The following is a 20783-nucleotide window of genomic DNA, read 5'->3' as shown; positions in this document are numbered from 1 at the left end:
CATTCAGCATGGCACGCGAGCGGAATGGAAGGCGGGGAACTGGCCGAACCCTGATGCGGCGCCGACCGCGGCGGGCATTGCTTCGACGGTGCCAGTCGCGCCGTACCTGTCGCGCAGCGCGGCTTCGTCGTACCGGTCACAGCCCTGGTGCCAGTTGAGGATTCCGGAGAGCCAGTTCTGCATCTGCCGGACATAGCCGTCTACCGCGCCGCGCGCTGCGTCATCGAGCTCGAAGTCGTCGCACAGCACCGGCAGCTCGGCCGCGATCACGTGCTGGAACTGGTGCATTCGCGAGTTCATCAGGTCACCGACGATGGCGAGCGCCTGGTCCCGGCCGCAGTCCAGGAAGTGCTGCACCACCAGCACGCAGTTGTGCCGGTCGCCTTCGAACTCGATTTCCTTCTGGTAGGAGAACAGGTCGTTGAGCAGGCACGCGTAGTCCATCGCCGAGTTGTCCAGCGAGCGCATGGTTCCGGCGCGGAACACCTCCGGGGGCACCCGGCTCGACTGCCGCAGCCTGGCCAGGCTCGCGGTCAGCTCGGAGCCGAAGGTTTTGCGGCGCATCTCGAGGTAGTCGACCGGGTCCGGGATGCGGTTCTGGATGTGATTGGCCAGTTCCCACAAGCCGGCGGCCAGCATGTCCTCGATCGCGGCGCGGAAGTCGGCGCGGGCGCCAGGATCCATCGGCCCTGCCGTGCGCTCCCACAGATCGGCCAGCCCGCGTTCCAGGGCGGTCAGCGGCGTTGCCGCGGCCGACGCGCCGCGGGCGGTTTCGGCCGATTCCAACGGCATGAACAGCGACAGCCGGTCAGTGGCTGCTTTCGCGGTCGCGTAGTCCCGGCGTGAGCCGTAGACCGCCGGCACGAGGTCATCCCAGTAGGTGCCCCAGGTCAACCAGTGCGCGCCGAGTTCCAGCTCCTCCCGTGAGCCGTCCGGGTTGAGCCCCGCCATGCACAGCGGGAAATCGAAGCCGGACAGTCGCGTCTCGTCCCAGATTCCTGACATCGGCTCGCCAGGTTGCTGGATCAGCATGCCCATCCGCCGGGCCCAATCCAGGGTGCTGCGACGTGCCTCGTCCAGGTGCGGATTGAGCCGGAGCGTGAACGGCATCTCGAAGTCGGGCAGCGGCGTCGGCCCGACTTTCCGGTACGGCGCGAAGGTGAAGCCGCGCGCCCGCAACGCCTCGCTGTCCACGGTGATCGGCGGCCGAGGAGCCACGGCAGCCAGCCCCAGGTCAGCCAGCGGCAGTTCGGTGAGGCCGAAGGGGAGTGGCAGGTTCGAGGCTCGAGTGCTGCCACGCCCAGCGCCGTCGCGGGCCGCGCTGCCGCTGCCGTTCATGTAGCGGCTTGACCGCATGTGCCACTCGTGGCCGCCCGCCTGCCAGTCTTGCAGACCCTTGATATACGCGAGCACCTTCGCGATCGAGACGGCGTCCAGCGCGTGCTCGGCGAACAGCGGCGGCAGTTCGGTCAGCGCGGTGTTCTCGAACTGCTGAAGCCGTGAGGTCAGCAGATCGTTGACGGCGTCGGCGGCGCGTTGCGTGTCATAGCCGAGGAAGGTCTCCAGCACCAGCACACCGTTGCTCAGCTCGCCCTCGGTGCCGGTTTCACGCTCATACGAGAACAGGTCGTTGCGCAGGTGGACGCCGTCGGAGAAGGCGTCTCGCAGCACCCTCATCGGTCGGCTGCGGGCGATCACCGCCGGCACCTCGGCCCCGGCCGCGTGCTCGACCAGCCCGGCCGACCACGGCGCGCCGCCGACCTTGCGCCGCATCTCGATATACTCGACCGGGTTGGGGATCCGGCCCTCGTTGATGTTCGAGAGCTCCCACAGCGACTCGTTGAGCAGGTTCTCGGTGCTCTCAGCGAACCGGGCGCGCCAGTCCATTGACATGCTCGGCACGGTCCGCGCCCACAGGTCGGCCAGCCCGGCTTCCACTGGGTTCGTCGGTTCCGGCATCCCGACGGCGAGATCCATCGGCATGAACGCGGGCAGCCGGTCCAGGTATGCCTTGCCGCCTGCCCGATCCTGGCTGCGCTTGAAGGTCTCCAGGAAGTGGTCGTCGAAGAAGAACACCCACACGTACCAGTCGGTGACCAAGTCCAGCTCAGCGCCAGAGGCGTCAGGGTGCGTATACGCGCAGAGCAGTCCGTAGTCGTGCGCGTCGAGGTCGGCCTCGGTCCACACGCCTGAGCCCTCGAGCATGCCCATCTCGCGCGCCCACTGCTTCGAGTGCGTTCGCGCGCCCTCCAGGTGCGGGTTGAGCCGGGCGGGATATGGGAGGTAGAAGTCCGGCAGCTCGAACGGCTGGGTCACGCGGCCCGCCTTTCCTCGTCGGTGGCCCTCATGTGGATTGAAGAAGACGCCCGCGCGGTCCCGCAAGCAACGTCACCCGTACCAGTGACAATCAGGGTGTTGCCGTGGTTTGCGTGCACGGCCGCTGAGAAAGCTTCACGATCCGCTCGGAAAGTTTCATCCGCTTCGTCCGGAATGGGACCTGCTGAATCAGCCTCCTGTGTATCCTGACGTGCGCTTATCGGCTTCGTGACCTACGGCAAAGCTTTCCGGAACGAGGTCAAGATCGCCGCGCCGTTCACCCGCTCCCGCCCCGCAGGTACTCTCCGCCACGACCATGCACCTCGCTGGACCCAAGAAGGGTGGGCAATGTGAGGAAAACAACGAGATGGGGCCTCTGGGGCACTGTGGCGGTGGCGCTGACGGCGAGTGTCGTGAGTGCGGCCCCCGCCTCAGCCCACGGAGCCATGATGATCCCCGGCAGTCGTACCTTCTTCTGCTATGAGGACGGACTGACTTCCACCGGCCAGATCATCCCGCAGAACCCAGCCTGTCAGGCAGCCGTCGCCAGCAGCGGCACCACGCCGCTGTACAACTGGTTCGCCGTCGGCAACCGAAGCGGCGCCACCAGCGGCGAGACCAGCGCGCTGATCCCGGACGGCAAGCTGTGCAGCGGGAACAGCAACTACTACGACTTCTCCGGATTCGACCAGGCCAGCAGCTACTGGCCGGTCACCCACCTGACGGCCGGCGCGAACATCCAGATCCAGTACAACAAGTGGGCCGCGCACCCGGGGACGTTCTCGCTCTACGTCACCAAGGCCGGCTGGGACCAGACCAAGCCGCTGACCTGGTCCGAGCTGGAGTCGACGCCGTTCTCCACGGCGACGCTGCCGCCTTCGACGGGCAACGCGGGCAGTGCCAGTAGCTACTACTACTGGAACGCCACGCTGCCGGCCGGTCTGACCGGGCGTCACATCATCTACTCGATTTGGGCGCGCTCGGACAGCACCGAGACCTTCTACGGCTGCTCCGACGTGGTGTTCGACGGTGGCAGCGGCCAGGTGACCGGCCTCGGCCCCGGCTCAGGACCGCCGCCGCCCTCCGTTCCGTGCACCGCGGCCTACTCGGTGACCAGCAGCTGGCCCGGTGGTTTCCAGGCCTCGGTCAACATCACCAACCCGAACGCGTCCACGATCAACAGCTGGTCCGCGAGCTGGGACCTGCCGGACGGCGAGACCATCAGCAGTGCCTGGAACGGGACGCTGTCCCAAGCCGGCACCCTGGCCACGGTGAAATCGGCGAGTTGGAACGGCCAGTTGGCACCGAAGGCGAGTACGTCCTTCGGCTTCACGGCGAACTACACGGGTTCGACCGCGCCCGCTGCGCCAACCGTGTCCTGCACCAGCCCGTGACCGTGATCGCCGGGTGATCTATCGTGTCCTGATTCAGCGAACCAGGAATCTGACACAACCGGCCGTGAGCGGCCAGCGGACCCGTGCCGCGACGCCGCTCACGGCTGCACGGTCAACGGCATCGCCATTGCTGTCGCCGTGAGCACCCGAACCGCAAGCAGAGGGAGCCCGCACGTTGCGTCACCCACTTCTCGCGCGCCGGATCGCGGCCGCGTTCCTGTTGGCCGTGGTGGTCCTGCCCGCGGCGGCGTGCAGCTCCTCGAAGACGACGAAAATCAGCACCGGTACGGCCGATAGAGGTTCGTCGCAGAAGATGTCCGACATGGACATGGGCGACATGGCCGGCATCCCGACCGCGCCCGCGCTCGCGGAGGCCGCGCCCGCCAGTACCGGTCTCGCCGCCAGCTACTCAGGGTACATATATCTGCCGGCTGCGGCTTCCGTGTCCGCGAACACGCCGGCCGCATTCAACTTCCACATCACCGGCCCGAACGACCACGCCGTGACGCGGTATCAGCCGTACGAGAGCAAGCTGGTGACCTTCTACCTCGTCCGCTCGGACCTCACCGGCTTCCAGGAACTCGACCCGACGATGCGGCAGGACGGTACCTGGACCGTCGGCCTGCCTGCACTGGCGGCCGGCTCGTACCGCACCTACGTCACCTTCGCCGCGCCTGACTCCAGCGAAGGCACGCCGCTGGTCTACTCCCTCTCAGCTCCGTTGAGCGTGACGGGGCCAGGGGCCAACGCCGTGGCGGCACTTCCCGCCCCGGCTACGTCGGTCGCGGTCGACGGCTACACGCTCAAGCTTTCCGGCGCGCTGAAGGCGGGAACCACCGCCCAACTGGCGCTCGACGTCACCAGCGGCGGCAAGCCGGTCGCGTACTTCGACCGCTACCTCGACGGATACGCGCACCTGACCGGATTCCGCGAAGGTGACGGCGCTTTCGCCCACCTGCTGGCCACCGGCCGGGCCGGCGGCTCGGGCGCGCTCACGACGCGGGCGCTGTTCCCGGAAAGCGGCACCTGGAGACTGTTCGTCCAGTTCGAAACCGCCGGAAAGCTGCACGAGGCCGCCTTCACCGTCACAGTGTCCTGATCACTGTGTCCTGATCACTGTGTCCTGACCACCGAGCCTGATCATCGCGCCTGATCACCGCACCGATCACAGCGCGAAACTCTCATTCGATTACAGTCAGCGGCAAACATCTTGATCGAAGGGTCATCGCCCGGATAGTCCCGTATAGTGCGGCCATGACTGCTGGGGGGCCGGCTCGCGGCCTTATCGACGGCCGCTTTGAGCTGCTGGAACGGCTTGGCGGCGGCGGTATGGGCCTGGTGTGGCGCGCTCGGGACACGGCGCTTGAGCGCGAGGTCGCGCTCAAGGAGGTGCGTCCCGCCGGGATCGCCACCTTCGACGACGATCCGATCGCGGCGCACGTGCAGCGGGAACGTGTCCTTCGGGAGGCTCGCGCACTCGCGCGGCTACACCACCCGAATGTCGTGACGATCCATCACATCGTGGACTCGGTGCAGTATCGGTACCCATGGCTTGTCATGGAGCTGGTGTCCGGTGGCTCGCTGGACGAGCGGATCAAGCGCGGACCGCTCACGCCCGCGCAGGTCGCGCACGTCGGCCGCGGTGTTCTGGCGGCGCTGCGCGCGGCGCACGAGGCGGGTATCCAGCACCGCGACGTGAAGCCGGCCAACGTCCTGCTGCGGGCCGATGGAACGCCGGTGCTGACGGATTTCGGCATCGCCGCCCTGCGCGAGTCCACCGCGTTGACCACGACCGGCACGCTGATCGGCTCGCCCGAGTACATCGCGCCCGAGCGCATCCGCGGCCACGAGGGCGATCCGGCCTCAGATCTGTGGTCGCTGGGCATGCTGATGTACGTCGCGGTCGAGGGCGATAACCCGCTGCGGCGCGAGACCACACTGGCGACCATCGCGGCGGTGCTCGACGCTCCGCTGCCGGAACCCCGCCGGAGCGGTCCGCTCGCCCCCATCCTCGCGGCGCTCCTCGTACGTGACCCCGCCGCCCGACCTGACGCCGCACGCCTCGACCAACTGCTCGCGGCCGCGCAGCGGGAGCATCCGCTAGCTCAGCAGTCGACATCTTGGAACGCGTGGTCCCCGAACGACGCCGCGGCGCAGAACTCGCAGTCGCAACCGGTGTCGCCATCACCATTACCGTCGCCGTCGCAGCCACTCTCGCAGCCGCACCTCCAGATGCCGCGTAAGCGCCGTAACGGTGCGTTCGTCGCCTCAGTGGCCGGTGTGGCTGTGGTAGGCCTGTCCGCGGCGCTGGTCTGGACTCTGCACAACCAATCCGCGTCGGCCTCCACCGGGAACGGAGGCACGCACGGTGCCGGCACGCCGTCAGCCGCTGACAGCGCGAATGCCGCAGCCGCGACCGCCTCGGCCTCCGCGACGGATCAGGCCCCGGATACCGGCAGCCAGGGCTCGCAACTCAACCTTCTGACTTCAGCAGGCGCCCGCACCCTGGTGAACGCGCTGAAGCAGCAGGTCGGTAGCCGCAAGATCGTCGAACTCGACATTTACCCCGACCATGCCAGCGCCGAGGTCCTTACCGCGGGCGATCCGACCGAATACGACGACTACACCTACCGCGGCGGTCAGATGGAGAACGCCCCGGGAGGAACGATCTCCGACGAGGCGGCGTTCGATCCCGGGGCGATCAACTGGAACAAGGTGCCGACCCTGCTCACCGAGGCCGAGCAGCGGCTCAAGGTCGCCAACGCCGACAGCGAGTACCTGATCATCGCAGGCAACTTCTTCGGTGACGGTCCGGGAATCGGCGTCTACATCGACAACAACTACAGCGCCGGCGGCTACATGCTGACCGACTTCAAGGGCAACATACTGCGCGTCGTCAAGTAGCGCCCCGCCCGTTCAGCTCCAGCCGTAGCGGGCGCGCAGCCGTTCGACGACCAGGTCGAAGTAGTTGCGGTGCATGGCGCAGGACTCGCGTCGCATGCCGCGTTCGTGCACCCGCACCACGCGCTCCAGGTTCACCCAGGACTCGCGACCCTCGCGGTCCCAGGCTCCGGTGCCGACGTCGACGAAGTCCGTCGTACCGTCGTGCCGCTTACTGGTCAGCTGCACCGCGAGCAGGGTGCCGGTGTGCTCCCGCGCGACGATCAGCACCGGCCGGTCCTTGCCGCGCCCGTCGTGCTCCTCGAACGGCACCCAGGTCCACACGATCTCGCCCGGGTCCGGGTCGCCGTCGTGATTCGGCGCGTATGCGGTGTGCACCTTGCCGATGCGGGTCGGCTCGACCTCGACGGTCGCGGTGGCGCCGAGGCGGCCGGGGGAGTCGGCGAACGGGTCGGCCGGGTCGTGCTCGTATGCGATTCCCAGATCAGTCACGCGGTCACTATAGGGCCGGGCGTCAGCCGGTAGACGCGGTTCGCGTTTTCCGAGCCGATCAGCCGCGCTACGCGGGCGGCATCGGCGGCCGACCATTCGTCCGCTTCGATACCGGCGCTCAGGAACGCGGCCAGCCCGCGCCGGAACAACGCCGCGCCGAGGTAATACAGCTCGGGCAGGCCGTACGCGTCGGAGGAGTAGAGGAACTTGCCGAACGGGGCGAGTTCGAGCGCCTCGGCGATCAGCGCGCGCGAGCCGTAGCCGAGGTTGTGCGTGGCCAGTCCGACGTCGAGAAAGACGTTGCCGAAGACCTGCGCCAGGAAGCCGGCCTGCCGGTGGAAGGGGTAGTTGTGCAGCAGCAGCACCGGGACGCCGGTCGGCTCGATCGCGCGCAGCAGGTCGGTGAGCAGCAGCGGATCGCAACGGTCGAGGTTCACGTCCGCGTCGCCGTAGCCGACGTGGAACTGGACCGGAAGGCCGAGATCGACCGCGCACCAGACCAGGAAGCGGTGCAGGGTCTCCTCGGTCAGCCGCAGCGGTGATCGCGGGTCGCCATTCGCGCTCGCCTTGTCGGCGCTTTCCTCCCTCGTGAGCCAGTGACCTACTGCGATCCTGACCTCGGCATCGCTCGGCCGCTCACCGGCGAGCTGCAACCCATGCCGGTACGCCGCGATCGACTTGAAGCCGACCGCGGTGCGCGCCCGCTCAGCCAACCGCTCCCGGACCGCATCGGCGAATCCGGCGGCCGTCGTCATCGGCGCGGTCTGCTCCGCGACCTGCTCCAACCGGACGATTTCGTACGATGATGCGCCCGCGATCTCGCCGAGCTGTTGGGGCGAGAGCAGCGCTTCCGGTTCGAACCCGGTATCCACGCACAGCGCGTCGAGTCCGGCGGAGCGAAGGAAGCGCGCGGTGACCTCCGCGTGGCCGAGTTCGGCGCGACGCTCTAAATAGACGTCGGCGTCGGCGTGCGGTTCCAGGTCGAGCAGAGGAGCGCACCAGCGCCGTACCGCGAAGCCGATCTGTGAATCGAAGACGCTACCGCCCAGCGCCCCGACCGAACCGGCCTCGGTGAGCAGCAGCTCAAAGCCGGTTCGGTCGAGGTCGCGACGGATGACGCCGTGGCAGTGATGGTCGATCAGCCCCGACGGCTCGGTTTCGTTCAGCCCGCACCACCTTCCAATGCCACGCTATCGGCCGGCACCCGCTGCGGCTCGGAAGCCTTGGCCGCCGCGACGCCCTCCATCTCACTGAGCTGGACACCCATACGCCGTGCCGTGGCCGGCGCCGCGAACACCGCGACGATGCCGATCAGCAGCCAGCCGCCCGAGACCACCGGCAGCCAGCGAGCCGCGCCAGAGGGCGGATACGGGATCACATTGCGGTACAGCGTGTAGCCGAGGAGCACGATCGCCGCAATCGGAATGACGACCTGCCAGGTCGGCACCGCCATCTTGCGCTGTATGAAGAACAGATAGATTGCGCCGATCGTGGTCAGAACGTAGGCCACCAGGAGGATCAGCGTGCCGATCGTGCCGCCCCAGATGAAGGTGTCCTCCGGGTTCGCCGAGAACAGCACGATCGAGGCGCCGATGATCAGGGCCATGATGCCGGCCACCACGCTGCCGGCCCGCGCCGGAGTGCCGACGTGGGAAACGCGGCCGAGGCCGCGCTCGCCGAAGCCGTCCCGGTTGAGCGCGAACAGCAGTCGCGCGCCGCCGACCGTGCAGGCCAGGCAGCAGCCGAACGCACTGATCATCGCGCCGAGCGTGATGGCGTCGCCGACCCACGAGCCGACGTACGTCTTGCCGAGGTCGCCGATCAGCGAGGTTGAGCTGCCGAACGCGGTGACGCCCTTGGCGTCGGTGCCGAAGCCCATCGACTCGATCGCGGTCACCACGGTGAAGAAGATCCCGCCGAAGATCGCCGTGCCGAGGATCGCGCGCGGGATGTCCCGGTGCGGATGTGCGGCCTCTTCGCCGAGCGTCGCGGCCGCCTCGAAGCCGGCGAAGGACAGGAAGCCGAACACGATGCCGAGGAAGACCGCGGAGACCCCGGTGCCGTGCGGGACCGTGAACACGCTCATGGTGAAGTGCTGCCCGGCGGGTGTCTTGTGCGACAGCAGCTTGACCAGCACCACCGCGGAGACGACCAGGATCAGCGCCACGGTCGCGCCCTCGACCGTGAGCAGTATGTTCGTGCCGCGCCGCACCGGCACGACGGTGAGCAGCCAGCACAGCACCAGCGCGACCGCGGTCAGGATGTAGGGCGCGAGGATCGGCGGGTTGTCCCACACGTGGACGCTCTGCAGGAAGTCGGTGCCGAAGATCCCGACCACCGACGAGGTGGTCACACCGTAGAAGACGTAGGTGCCCATCAGGCCCCAGCCGGCTACCACTCCGGCGCGCGGGCCGAGGGTCGCGCCGACGAAGGCGTAGACCGATCCGGAATGATTGAAGTACTGGCACAGTCGTACGAACACGTAGGCGACCAGCAGCACGCCGACGGCCGCGAGCAGGAACGCCAGCGGCACCGCGCGGCCGACTGACGGAACGCTTGCCTGAGGGTTGATATTCGAGGCCATGCTCGGCGCCATCAGCGCTACCGAGAGCCCGACCGCCTGCCACACGTTGAGTGTGCGGCGCAGGCCTGCGGTGGACGCGGGCTGCTGGATCTGGGTCGGCATATGCGACTCCTCACTCCCATCGAGTGCACTTGCGGCCAGTGTGACGCGTGATGCAACGACAGGTAAGTGGCACCCGGCATCTTTAACAAAGAATTCCAGCGAGGGCGTCGCCGTAATCACCCCGTCAGCTGTGGCGACCTCACCCGTCGCCGAGCGATCGGGCAGACTGGTCCGGCGGATCACCGAGAGTTCGGCGAAAGGATGAGCGATGAGCCGGTGGGGGATCGTGGAGCAGGCGGAGCGTGACGAGCGCGCGGCAAAGGCGCGCGGGATCGCCGCGGACCTAGCCGAGCGCGGCGTCAGCGGTGTCGCCGTCACCTGGGTCGACAACAGCGGCATCACGCGAGTGAAAGCCGTGCCGCTGCAGAAGCTCGAGCGCGCGGCGGCCTGGGGGATCGGTGTATCGCCGTGCTTTGATACGTTCCTGCTCGACGACTCGGCCGCGGTCGCCAAGTACGCCGGCGGCGCGGTCGGCGACCTGCGGCTGATGCTCGACCTCGACCGCCTCACGCCGCTGGTCGCGCAGCCGGGCTGGGCCTGGGCGCCGGCCGACCGGTTCCGGCAGGACGGCACGGTGCACCCGATCGACCAGCGCAGCCTCGCCAAGCGCGAAGTGGAGCGGCTCGCCGCACTGGGCTACTCGGTACGCGCGGCATTCGAGGTCGAATGGTGCGTGTCGGTCGGTCTCGGCGATGAGTTCGTACCCGCGTGCGCCGGTCCCGCGTACGGTTTCGCCCGGCTCACCGAGCAATCCGACTATGTCAGAGACGTGATGAACGCGCTCATCGGGCAAGGCCTGACGGTCGACCAGATCCATCCCGAGTACGCGGCGGGGCAGTACGAGGTCTCCGTCGGCGCGCAGGATCCGGTCGGCGCCGCGGACACGCTGATCCTGGTGCGCGAGACGATCCGCGCGATCAGCGCCCGAGCCGGCCTGCGCGCGACCTTCTCGCCGAAGGTGCTGGCCGGGGGAGTGGGCAACGGCGGCCACGTACACCTGAGCCTGTGGAGCGGCGACTCGACCGAGACCCCTGCCGCCGGACAGAACCTGATGTCAGGCGGATCCGGCCGCTACGGCCTGACCGAACCGGGCGAGGCTTTCGCAGGAGGCTTACTCGCGCACCTGCCGGCGCTGCTGGCTCTCGGTACCCCGGCCGTGGCCAGTTACCTGCGGCTGATCCCGTCACACTGGGCCGGCGCGTACGCCTGCTGGGGCCTGGAGAACCGGGAAGCCGCACTGCGCTTCGTGACCGGTTCGACCGGCGACAACGCGAACGCGGCGAACCTGGAGATCAAGAGCTTTGACGCCGCCGCGAACCCTTACCTGCTGATCGCCGGCCTTCTCGCGGCGGGCCGTGCGGGTCTGGCTTCCGGCACCAGGCTGCCCGAGCCGATCGAAGTCGACCCGGCGACGCTCTCGGCCGAGGAGGCCAGCCGGCATGACATCAGGCCTCTGCCATCCGAGTTGGCGGGTGCGGTCGCGGCGTTCGAGAAGGACGAGGTGTTCACCGAGGCGTTCGGGCCCGAGTTCGTCGACACGATCGCCACGGTGCGCCGCGCCGAGATCAAGCTTTTCGAGGGCGCCAGCCCGGAGGACATCGTCGCCCGAACCCGCTGGCGGCACTGAGGGCGATCGGCGGCCGGTCCAAGTCTGGGGCGGCTGCCCGTCCAATTGAGCGAGACACACCTGGTGCAGGTCGCGCTTTGTCCCGCTGAGCGAGACACCGCACTCCGCGCGGGTCACGTTGTGTCTAACTCAGCGGGACACATTCCGCTGCGTGTCCCGCACAGCTGGACACGCCGAATCCGCCTCCTTGATCGTCGTCTTCACCTCGTAATGCTGTTACCGGCCGCATCTTCAGGCAACGGACGTATCGTGGGCCGGGTGAGCGTTGTCCGCCGCGACACGTACCGCCGCTGGGCTGTCGTCGGAGTGGCGATCGCCGTGCTGTGCGCCCTGCCGAGCGTCGTCTCCGCGCTGCCGGCGCACACCGCCGCCATCGCACCCGCCGCGCTGCGGACACGCATGCTCGCCTCCGCCGACCACCCATATCAGGGCTATGCTGAGATCGACGGCCGGCTCAACCTGCCCCAGCTGCCGCAACTCGGCACGATCAGCTCGCTGCTCAGCGGGTCGACCAAAATCCGCACCTGGTTCGCCGCCCCCGACGAGTGGCGCACCGACGTGCTGACCGACACCGGCGAGCAAGACACTTACGGGACCCAGGTGGGCACCCTTTCCTGGGACTTCGAGACCGGGCAGGTCACCCAGATCCTCGGCGACCCGGTGGTCCGGCTGCCGCGCGCCGACGATCTCACCCCGCCCAACCTCGCGCAGCGCCTGCTGCACACCGCGGCCGGCAACGACAAGCTGGTCTCGCTGCCCGCGCGCGACGTGGCCGGGATTTCCGCGCCAGGCCTGGAGATCCGGCCCGTCTCCCCGGACACCACGATCGCGCGCGTCGACATCTGGGCCGATCCGGCGACCGGCGTGCCGCTCGACGTGGAGGTGTACGGGCGCGCCTCCTCGGCGCCCGTGATCACCAGCCGCTTCCTCGACTTCTCCTCCGCGCGCCCCGCCGACTCGGCCGCGCAGTTCGACCTTCCCGACGGCGTGCCGATCGCGACCGCCAGATCCTCGGACATCAACTCCCTTCTCGACACGCACGCCCGTTTCCCGTTGCCCGCCGAACTGGCCGGCCAGGCCGCGAAGCCGGTGCTCGACGGGTATAGCGCCGACGTCTCCGGCTACGGCTCCGGCTTCGCCACCTTCGCGGTGCTCTTCCTCGGCGACCGGATCGGCGACAGCGCTCTGTCCGCCGCGACCCAGGCCGGCGCGGCCCCGGTCACCTTCCCGAACGGCACCGGACGATTGATCCGCACGCCGCTGCTGTCCGTGTTGCTGGTGCGCTCCGACCGGTTCGACCGGATCTTCCTTCTGGTCGCACTGACCGGCCCGGACCTGCTGACCAAGGCGGCGACCGACCTGCTCACCGACGTGGACACGCAGTTCGACCGGTGCCGGGCGCTGCTGCAAGGACGCTCGCCGGGCCAGGTCCCGCCGGACCAGCTGCCCGCAGCATGCCGCCCCGTCCCGGCCCCAGGCTCCGGAGGTAACCCCTGACGTGATCGAGACCCGGCAGCTCACCAAGCGCTACGGCGCGGTCCTCGCGGTGGACCAGGTCGACCTCGGCGTGCGCGAAGGCGACCGCTACGGCCTGCTCGGACCGAACGGCTCCGGCAAGACCACGCTGATCCGGATGCTGCTCGGCCTGGTCTTCGCGACCAGCGGGCAGATCGAGATCGACGGCTGCCCGGTGCCACGCCGCGTCGCCCAGGTGCTGCCGCGCATCGGGGCCTTGATCGAGGGGCCCGCGTCGTACAGCTACATGTCCGGACGAGCGAACCTCACCTTGATCGACGCGGCAGGACCGGGACCCGGCGGCGGACGGCGAACGCGGCGCGCGCGGGTCGAGGAGGCGCTGGAACGGGTCGGTCTCGCCGGAGTCGACCGGCGCCCGGTGCGCGCCTACTCCCTCGGCATGCGCCAGCGCCTCGGCCTGGCCGCCGCGCTGCTGCGCAAGCCCACGCTGCTGATCCTGGACGAGCCGACCAACGGCCTCGACCCGCGCGGCATCCGGGAAATCAGGGACCTGCTGATCGAGCTGAACAAGGAGGGCACCACGGTCCTGCTCTCCAGCCACCTGCTCGGCGAGGTCGAGCAGCTGTGCACCCGCATCGGTGTCCTCGATCGCGGCCGCCTGGTGATCCAAGACGAACTCGCGACGCTGCGCGCGCCGACCGACCGCATCCTGCTGCGCACCCCGGACGCGGACCGTGCCACGGCGCTGCTCGACGGAACGCTGCTGAGCCGGGACGGCGACCGGCTGATCGTTCGCGGAGTGGATCCGGCGCGGCTGAACGCTCAGCTCGTCGGCGAGGGCGTGCGTGTCGCAGAACTCGTACGTGAGCGCCGGTCGCTGGAGGATCTGGTCGTCGAGGCCACGCAACCGGGCTCGGATCGGGTGGACCAGTCGGCCATCGCCACGGCCGGTCCGCACCCGCATCCAGCCGCGGACGAGATGACTTCCGCCGAGGAGGGGGCGCAGTGATCCACGTCGAGCTGCTGCGGATGGTGCGCCGCCCGCGCACCTGGATGAACCTGATCCTGTTGTGCGCGCTGCCGATCATCGTCGCGGTGTTCATCGCGGTCACCAACCTGGTTCCAGCACCAGGTCAGGGTCCTGCTTTCCTCTCCGCCGTGCTCTCCGACGGCTCGCTCTATCCTGCCGCCGGGCTCGCCATCGTGCTGCCGGTATTCCTGCCCGTCTCAGTGGCCGTACTCTCCGGTGACGGGGTGGCGGGCGAATCCGGCACCGGAATGCTGCGCTACCTGCTCACCCGGCCGGTCGCGCGCACCCGCCTGCTGACCGCGAAGCTGATCGGCACCATGTCCTTCGTGGTGACCGCCGTCATCCTGGTCGCCATCACCTCATATATCACCGGCGTGCTCGCGTTTGGCAGCAATGGCCTCAAGCCGGTCTCCACCTCTTCGACCTCCGGCGCGGTCTCGTCCGCGACCACCGGCGTGTCGATCGGCACGGTCTCCACCTCGCTGTCCGGGACGCCGCTCGGCACCGGCCAGTTGATCGTGCGCGTCGCCTACGGCATCGGCTACATCTCGGTCTCGATGCTCGGCGTCGCGGCGATCGCGCTTTTCCTTTCCACGCTCACGGATTCGGCGCTCGGCGCGGCGCTCGGCGCGCTCGCGGTGCTCGTCACCAGCGAGGTGCTGGCGACCCTCGACGCGGCCGGCTCGGTGAAGGCGTACCTGCCCACGAACTACTGGCTCGCCTGGATCGACCTGTTCCGCGACCCGATCCTCTGGCACAACGTAGTCCGCGGGTTAGGCATCCAAGCCATCTACGCGGTGGTCTTCCTCGGCTTGGCCTGGGCCAACTTCTCCACCAAGGACGTCACCGGCTGAGCGCACGCAAAGCAGAGCACTGCGACGGATCGGGCGCGGCCAGCGGCGCGGTGCCGAGCGCCTGCAACACCATCCCGACCACCGCTGCATCCGTCGGCAGCTGACCATGCGAGACCTGCTCACTCGGGCAGACCGACTGCACCGGCACGCCCACGGCGTCCGGCAACTGGGCCGAGGTCGGCGGAACGACCGTCTGGTCCTGCTGCGTCCAGATCGAGAGCCACGGCGGATGCCCAGTGGCCGGTGCGCCGGCGTCGAGCTGATCTAGCAGGCTGCTCCCGGGAATCAGCTGCTGACACGCCGCCGGGCACGCACCCGCGCCCGCCCCGGCGGCGGCGCCGGCCGCGGCGACCGTCGTGCCGTGGAAGGGAGAGCCGAGCGTGATCACGCGGCGCGCCTTGGCTGAGCCGTCGTGCTGCTCGACCCACAGCCGCACCACGACGCCGCCGGCCGAGTAGCCGATCAGATCAACCGAGGGCGCACTCTTCAGCGCGTCCGAGACGTAGCCGTCGAGCACCGAAGCCTGCTGGTTCAGATCGCCGACGCCGCCGTCCGGCAACTGCACGACCTCCGCCTGCCGCCCGGCGGCCCGAATCCGCGCCGCCAGCACGTCGAGCGATTCGGTCCCGCCGCCGTAGCCGGGCACCAGCAGCACGGTGCCGAGCCGATCCTGCGCCGGATATCCGGTCGGCTCGCTGCTATCAAGCCGTGAGAGCAACGCCGGAGCGCCCAGCGCGCCCAAGAGCGCGACGACAGCCGCGAGCGACGCGCCGAGGAACCAGCGCCGCCGCGGGCTGAGCGCGCCGAGCCGCCTGCCCAGCGCGGCCGCAGGTCGAATCCGTGCCACCCTGTTCACGATAAGGGCCAGTCGGCCGCTGCGACGCGCGCACGCTCCTTACGCGGCCGTTACCGCTACCTGCCCCTGACCGGAACGCAGCCGGCCACGAACGACGGCGGCCGCGTACACCACAGTGACCACGGCTGTGATCGAGAAGCTCGGCGGCAGCTTGGGCACGTAGTAAGCCAGCAACAACCCGCCCCACATCGAACCCACCGCGAGCCCCGCCGAGATCACCATGCCTTGATATGGCCGGTCGGTCAGCGCGAGCGCCGCGCCGGCCGGACCGGCTAGCAGACCCAGTAGCAACAGCGCGCCGACCGCCTGCGTCGCCTCGGCGGTCGTCACCCCGACCAGCGCGAGGAAGCCGAAACCGAGCAACCGCACCGGTACCCCGCGCGCCGCCGCGACCGCCTCGTCGACCGTGGCGAACAGCAGCGGCCTGGCGATCGCCACGACCGCGCCGAACACCGCGATCCCGATCCACAGTGCCGCGCGCGCCTGGCCGCCGGAGAGCCCGAAGATCGAGCCGAACAGCACGCTCGTCGTCGCGTTTCCGGTGCCGCCGCCCGAGCGGTTCGTCGTGTAGAGGGTCAGGAAGAACACGCCGAGACCGAGCACCCACGCGAACACGCTGCCGATCACCACGTCGTCGGCGCGGCCGCGCTTGCCGAGCACGCCGAGCAGCAGCGCGACCAGGATCGTCGCGGCGAACAGCCCGAGCCGCAGTTCGACGCCGAAGGCGAGAGCCGCCAGCGCGCCGGTGAACGCCACGTGCGAGAGCGCGTCGCCGGTGAACACCTGCGCCCGCAGCACCAGGAAGTAACCGACCAGGCCGCAAGCCAGCGCGATCCCGGTACCGGCGAGCAGCGCGCTGACCATGAAGGGGTGATCGAAAAGGCTCATACCGCGCTCGCCGCCCTTGCCGCGTCGTTCGCCGATCGAAGCCGGGACACGCGGGCCGCCAGCACCGGCCCGGCGCCGCGCACGAGATACGCCAGGACGTACGCCCCGAACGCGAAAGTCGTGATGTAGAAGCCGATCGGGTAGATCGTGAAGAACGCGAACGCGAACCCGGCCCAGGTCACCACCAGGCCGATCAGCACGGTCAGCAGCAGGCTGAGACCGGGGCGCGCGGTGATGATCTGGGCGGTCGCCGCGGGCATGACCAGCAGTGCGAACACCAACAATGAGCCGGTGATCTGCGAGACTTCGGCCGTCGCCGCGCCGAGCAGGACTAGGAAGAGCGCGCCGAGCAGCCGCACCGGCACCCCGCGCGCCCGAGCGACGTCCGGATCCACCGAGGCGAACAGCAGCGGCCGCCCGATCGCCGCCATGGCGCCGAGTACGGCCACAGCCACCGCCGCGAGCAGGATCACATCGCCGTCGGTGATGCCGAGAATGCTGCCGAACAGCAGGTTGTCGACCTGGTTGAGGAAGCCGCCGTAGAGGGAGACGAACAGCATTCCGCAGGCGAGCACGAAGGCCTGCACGACGCCGGTCAGCGCGGATTCGTTGGCGGGCTCACGGTTTCCGGGCCGCGCGCCGTACGCGATGACGAGCGCCGCCGCGACGCAGAACCCGAAGTATCCGTACCCTGATGCGATCCCGAGCAGCACCGCCCCGGCCGCGCCAGGGAAACCCGCGAGCGAGATGGTGTGCCCTGCGAAGGTCTGGCGGCGCAGCACCATGAACCAGCCGACGACCCCGGCCGTGACCGCGATGATCGTCCCGGCCCGGTACGCGTTCACCATCGAAGGCAGCGACCACATCTCCTGAATGTCGCGCACGACGTTCCAGGAGATCGACCAAGCGGCATTACCCGGCATGGCGGTCGGCTCCCTGCCGCGCAGAGCCCTGATGACCCGCGTGCGCGTGCCGATCGGTGTGCAGCGCGGGCGCCTCCGGACCGCCGACGACCACGAGACGCCCGTCTGAGGTGCGCAGCACTTCGACCGGCGTGCTGTACAGGCGGGTCAGCGTCTCGGTCGTGATCACCTCCTGCGGAGTTCCGCAGGCCGCGCCGCCCGAAGCGATGTACACGACCCGGTCGAGGTAGGGCAGGATCGGGTTCACGTCGTGTGCCACCATCACCACCGCGACGTTGGCCTCCCGGCAGATCCGGTGGATCAATGCCGCGACAGAAGCCTGATTCGGTAGGTCGAGCGAGTCCAGCGGCTCGTCGAGCAGCAACAGTCCGGGGCGGCGCACCAGCGCCTGCGCGATCAGCAGCCGCTGCTGTTCGCCGCCGGAGAGCGCGCCGATCGGCCGGTGCGCATAGGCCGACGCTCCGACCAGGTCGATGACCTCGTGCACCCGCGCCTGAGCCGCGCGCTGCCGGGCGCTGAACCGCGCGGCGCCGGGCAGCGGCACGCCCCAGCGGTCGCCGTCGAGGCCGAGCCGCACGATGTCGATCCCGCGGATACGCAGCGAGGCGTCGAAGTTGCGCCGCTGCGGCAGATATCCGATCCGCTCGCCCGCGCCGCCAGGCCGCCGGCCGAGCACGGACACGGTGCCGTTCGCGGAGGATAAGGTCCCCAGCAGCACCTTGATCAAGGTCGACTTGCCGACCCCGTTCGGACCGAGTACGGCCACGAATTCGCCGCTGTGCACGGTCAGATTCACGCCGCTCCACAGCGTGCGGCCGCCGACCACGGCCGACGCGCCGCGCAGTGCGACCACCGTGTCCGATTCAGCGCTCGCGCCGAAGCCCGAGCCTGCTGCCACCGGATCCACGCTCATCGCGCTCACGCCTCTCGCCGGTGCCGCACTCCTCGTCATGCTCCTCATGACCGCGCCCTTCATAAGCATGGCCGTATCACCGTCCACTCGCGCTGGCCAGCGCGCTCTCCAGCTTCTTGAGCTGGTTCAGCTGCCACTGCTGGAAGCTGTCGCCCGCGGGGAAAAGGGTCTCGGTCACCGTGGTCACCGGGATACCTTCCGCCTTGGCCTCGGCGACCTGCGCTGCGATATCAGGTGTCGCATTCTGCGAGTTGTACACGTAGACCTTGATCGCCTTGCTCTTGATCTGCTGGTCGATCAGGGTTTTGTCGGCCGCCGTCGGGTCGTTGCCCTCGCTTATGTCACGCAGGAACGAGTACGGCGTCAGCATTTTGAGTCCCAAAGTGTCGGCGAGCCCTGAGACGATCGACTCGGAGGCGCCGATCGGCGTTCCGGCGTACCGGCCGCGGATATCGCTGATCAGCTGGTTGTACGGAGCCAGCGTGGCCTGCTCGAAGCTGCTCTTCTGCGCGGCGAAGTAGGCCGCGTCCGCCGGATCGGCCTTCTGGTAGGCGGCGGTGATCGCGTCGATCACCTTGTACACGCTGGACTTCACGTACCACTGGTGCGGGTTGTCGCCGTCCTTGAGCCCGACGAGGTCCCCGACGGTGAGCACGGTGCGGTCGACGTTCGGGTTGGCCGCGACCAGCTTCGGCGCCCACGAGGAGTCGTAGCCGAGGCCGTTCTGGATGAAGACCTGCGCGGCGCTGATGGTGCGCGCGTCCGCGGGCGTGGCCTCGTAGTCGTGCGGATCGGTGTCGGGATTGCTGATGATCGAGGTCTCGGCCACGTGCGAGCCACCGAGCTGCGCCGCGATCGAGCCCCAGAAGTTCTCCGCGGCCACGACCGTGATCGTCTGACCGGAGCCCCCGGCCGCGGCGCCAACCGCGGCCGAGCCGCCAGGGGCCGTGGTCGCGCAGCCGGTCGCCAGCAGCAGCGTCCCCGCGGCCGCGGCCACTGCGGTGGCGGCTCTGGCGGTCGCGCCGGTTCTCGCGGTCGCACCCGCTTTCGCGGTGGTGACGCCGCGCGAACGCCTGCCGACGTAGGCACGGACCATGACGGCCCCCTCGATGAAGATGAACATCGTTTTCAATAGCTGTGCATAGCTTATGAAAACCATTCCGATTAGGCAAGGCGGGTGATCACGCGAGGCCTCTGTGGCCCGGCCCGTGACGCATGAGGAACTAACGGAACAACCCGGCCTCTGGTTCTGCCCGAGGCCGGGTTGTTACGAGACGATAGGCCCAACGTGTGAGACGCACGCGGGCGTGCGGCGCTGGCGGCTCCGCGCGACCAGCCGCCCGTCAGCCGGTAACGCTCGCCTTTCCGTTCTCAATGTGGCCGGCGAAGCGCCGAACGTACGCCGGGTCGGCCGCGAGAGTGACCGACAGGTCGTACCACCCGTGCGCGGTCCGCACCGGGTCGAAGCGCAGCGTCTCGCACTCGCCCGCCGCCAGCCACACCGTTGTCGACTTATCGCCTTGGCCGCCAGGTGCGCCGTCGCGCTGGAGCAGGTCGCGCACGTTCAGCTGCACATCCGTCCGCGTCCCGTTGCTGGCGGTGAGCCGCAGTTCGCCGCCCTGCGCCACATCTGCGGTCACCTCCACGCCCGCGCCACCGGTCAGCGTGTTGCCGGCGAACTGGGTGACGAAGCCGTTCGGACCGTGCACGGTCACGTCGTACGGACCAGCGACCGCCAGATCGATCGGACCGGCGGTCCCACGTGGCGCAACGTCGTACCCTGTCATCGCGACCCCCGATCCCTCTCCCTGATAGACCTGCATGTGCACCGAACCTGCGCCGCCGTTCGCGAGACTCACCGTCAGCTGCGTGCCGTGCGCCCCGAGCCGCGCATTCGCCGTGGGCTGATACGGCAGCGCGCGGGCCGGACGGGTGCCAGGGTCCTGCCTCGGCACACTCTGCTCACCCGGTGCGGGAGGCGTCGGAGTCGGCAGACCCGGCTGAGTCTGGTCGGCTAGCTTACGCAGCATCGAGGTGTCAGGCAGCAGCGGAAGCGTCAAGTTTCTGCGACCGAAGTCGAAAGCTCCGGTCAAGTCTGAGCACACCGCGCGCCGCCAGGCCGAGATGTTCGGCTCGCGCACGCCGGTCCAGCGCTCGAGGAACCGCAGCACCGAGGTGTGGTCCGCGACCGCTGAGTCCACCCAGCCGCCACGCGACCACGGCGAGATCAGCGTGAGCGGCACGCGCGGGCCCAAGCCGATCGGCAGGCCGCCGACGAACTCGCCCGCGGTTCCGCTAGGCGCGGTGGGCGCAACGACGTGGTCGAAGAAACCATCGTTCTCGTCGTATGTAATCAGGACAACCGTGTTGCGCCATAGCTTCGGGTCCGACCAGATGGCCTCAAGCATCGTCTGCGTGTACGCGGCG

At 69.0% G+C, this 20783-nt stretch carries 17 protein-coding genes; 7 read left to right on the top strand and 10 right to left on the bottom strand.

The window, feature by feature from the left end; genetic code table 11:
• Nucleotides 1-3: 3 nt before the first annotated feature.
• Nucleotides 4-2316: a terpene synthase family protein gene (locus VN779_RS21200; protein ID WP_325726063.1), complete on the bottom strand. Its 2313-nt coding sequence runs from the start codon at nt 2314-2316 to the stop codon at nt 4-6.
• A 449-nt stretch (nt 2317-2765) separates the two neighbouring features.
• Between VN779_RS21200 and VN779_RS21195 the strand changes: the two genes are divergently transcribed.
• The 3 genes from VN779_RS21195 (at nt 2766) to VN779_RS21185 (ending at nt 6614) form a co-directional block, all read left to right on the top strand.
• Nucleotides 2766-3710 (top strand): lytic polysaccharide monooxygenase, encoded by a 945-nt coding sequence (locus VN779_RS21195; protein WP_325726061.1) that lies wholly within the window; start codon nt 2766-2768, stop codon nt 3708-3710.
• 175 nt (nt 3711-3885) lie between these two features.
• Nucleotides 3886-4809 carry a hypothetical protein gene (locus VN779_RS21190; protein WP_325726059.1) on the top strand — a complete coding sequence of 308 codons (924 nt, stop codon included), beginning with the start codon at nt 3886-3888 and terminating at the stop codon, nt 4807-4809.
• Between the two features lie 155 nt (nt 4810-4964).
• Nucleotides 4965-6614 carry a serine/threonine-protein kinase gene (locus VN779_RS21185; RefSeq protein WP_325726057.1) on the top strand — a complete coding sequence of 550 codons (1650 nt, stop codon included), beginning with the start codon at nt 4965-4967 and terminating at the stop codon, nt 6612-6614.
• A gap of 12 nt (nt 6615-6626) precedes the next feature.
• Here VN779_RS21185 and VN779_RS21180 read toward each other — a convergent pair whose 3' ends face one another.
• From VN779_RS21180 to VN779_RS21170, 3 genes are read right to left on the bottom strand one after another with little or no spacing between them, the layout of a single operon-like run.
• The gene (locus VN779_RS21180) at nt 6627-7103 is read right to left on the bottom strand and encodes a type II toxin-antitoxin system PemK/MazF family toxin (protein ID WP_325726055.1); all 477 of its coding nucleotides are present in this window, start codon (nt 7101-7103) and stop codon (nt 6627-6629) included.
• Nucleotides 7100-8269: an amidohydrolase family protein gene (locus tag VN779_RS21175; RefSeq protein ID WP_349260881.1), complete on the bottom strand. Its 1170-nt coding sequence runs from the start codon at nt 8267-8269 to the stop codon at nt 7100-7102. Before VN779_RS21175 ends, VN779_RS21180 begins: the two co-directional genes overlap by 4 nt.
• Nucleotides 8266-9789, bottom strand: coding sequence for an APC family permease (locus VN779_RS21170; RefSeq protein ID WP_325726051.1), 1524 nt, complete (start codon nt 9787-9789; stop codon nt 8266-8268). The genes VN779_RS21175 and VN779_RS21170 overlap by 4 nt, the downstream gene beginning before the upstream one ends.
• Nucleotides 9790-9997: 208 nt before the next feature.
• On the opposite strand from VN779_RS21170, the gene VN779_RS21165 reads away from it, so the two are divergent.
• From VN779_RS21165 to VN779_RS21150, 4 genes are all read left to right on the top strand, one after another.
• A complete protein-coding gene (locus VN779_RS21165) occupies nt 9998-11416 on the top strand; it encodes a hypothetical protein (protein WP_325726049.1) in 1419 nt (472 codons plus the stop codon).
• Nucleotides 11417-11674: 258 nt separating this feature from the next.
• On the top strand, nt 11675-12913 hold the full coding sequence (locus VN779_RS21160) for a hypothetical protein (protein WP_325726048.1): 1239 nt from the start codon (nt 11675-11677) through the stop codon (nt 12911-12913).
• Between the two features lies 1 nt (nt 12914).
• Nucleotides 12915-13901, top strand: a complete 987-nt coding sequence (locus tag VN779_RS21155) for an ABC transporter ATP-binding protein (RefSeq protein ID WP_325726047.1) — start codon at nt 12915-12917, stop codon at nt 13899-13901.
• Nucleotides 13898-14776, top strand: a complete 879-nt coding sequence (locus VN779_RS21150) for an ABC transporter permease (protein WP_325726045.1) — start codon at nt 13898-13900, stop codon at nt 14774-14776. The genes VN779_RS21155 and VN779_RS21150 overlap by 4 nt, the downstream gene beginning before the upstream one ends.
• Here the strand turns inward: VN779_RS21150 and VN779_RS21145 are convergent.
• The 6 genes from VN779_RS21145 to VN779_RS21120 form a co-directional block, all read right to left on the bottom strand.
• A complete protein-coding gene (locus tag VN779_RS21145) occupies nt 14766-15623 on the bottom strand; it encodes a hypothetical protein (protein ID WP_325726043.1) in 858 nt (285 codons plus the stop codon). The two genes, VN779_RS21150 and VN779_RS21145, sit on opposite strands and share 11 nt — an antisense overlap.
• Before the next feature lie 48 nt (nt 15624-15671).
• Complete coding sequence (locus tag VN779_RS21140; RefSeq protein ID WP_325726041.1) at nt 15672-16520, bottom strand: metal ABC transporter permease; 849 nt, start codon at nt 16518-16520, stop codon at nt 15672-15674.
• A complete protein-coding gene (locus VN779_RS21135) occupies nt 16517-17443 on the bottom strand; it encodes a metal ABC transporter permease (protein WP_325726039.1) in 927 nt (308 codons plus the stop codon). The genes VN779_RS21140 and VN779_RS21135 overlap by 4 nt, the downstream gene beginning before the upstream one ends.
• Nucleotides 17433-18356 (bottom strand): metal ABC transporter ATP-binding protein, encoded by a 924-nt coding sequence (locus VN779_RS21130; protein ID WP_325726037.1) that lies wholly within the window; start codon nt 18354-18356, stop codon nt 17433-17435. The genes VN779_RS21135 and VN779_RS21130 overlap by 11 nt, the downstream gene beginning before the upstream one ends.
• Nucleotides 18357-18432: 76 nt before the next feature.
• A complete protein-coding gene (locus VN779_RS21125) occupies nt 18433-19488 on the bottom strand; it encodes a metal ABC transporter solute-binding protein, Zn/Mn family (RefSeq protein ID WP_349260880.1) in 1056 nt (351 codons plus the stop codon).
• 211 nt (nt 19489-19699) lie between these two features.
• Nucleotides 19700-20783: alkaline phosphatase family protein (locus VN779_RS21120; protein WP_325726036.1), on the bottom strand; the 1084-nt coding region annotated here is incomplete at its 5' end.

This window comes from Actinocrinis sp. (assembly GCF_035605935.1).
Classification (GTDB): Bacteria; Actinomycetota; Actinomycetes; order Streptomycetales; family Catenulisporaceae; genus Actinocrinis.
This window is presented reverse-complemented; position numbering and strand designations above follow the sequence as displayed.

Bases quoted from the DNA above. Each gene is read 5' to 3' on its own strand.
- VN779_RS21140 (WP_325726041.1), bottom strand. From the start codon at position 16,520: ATGAGCCTTTTCGATCACCCCTTCATGGTCAGCGCGCTGCTCGCCGGT.
- VN779_RS21170 (WP_325726051.1), bottom strand. From the start codon at position 9,789: ATGCCGACCCAGATCCAGCAGCCCGCGTCCACCGCAGGCCTGCGCCGC.
- VN779_RS21130 (WP_325726037.1), bottom strand. From the start codon at position 18,356: ATGAGCGTGGATCCGGTGGCAGCAGGCTCGGGCTTCGGCGCGAGCGCT.
- VN779_RS21135 (WP_325726039.1), bottom strand. From the start codon at position 17,443: ATGCCGGGTAATGCCGCTTGGTCGATCTCCTGGAACGTCGTGCGCGAC.
- VN779_RS21185 (WP_325726057.1), top strand. From the start codon at position 4,965: ATGACTGCTGGGGGGCCGGCTCGCGGCCTTATCGACGGCCGCTTTGAG.
- VN779_RS21165 (WP_325726049.1), top strand. From the start codon at position 9,998: ATGAGCCGGTGGGGGATCGTGGAGCAGGCGGAGCGTGACGAGCGCGCG.
- VN779_RS21195 (WP_325726061.1), top strand. From the start codon at position 2,766: ATGATCCCCGGCAGTCGTACCTTCTTCTGCTATGAGGACGGACTGACT.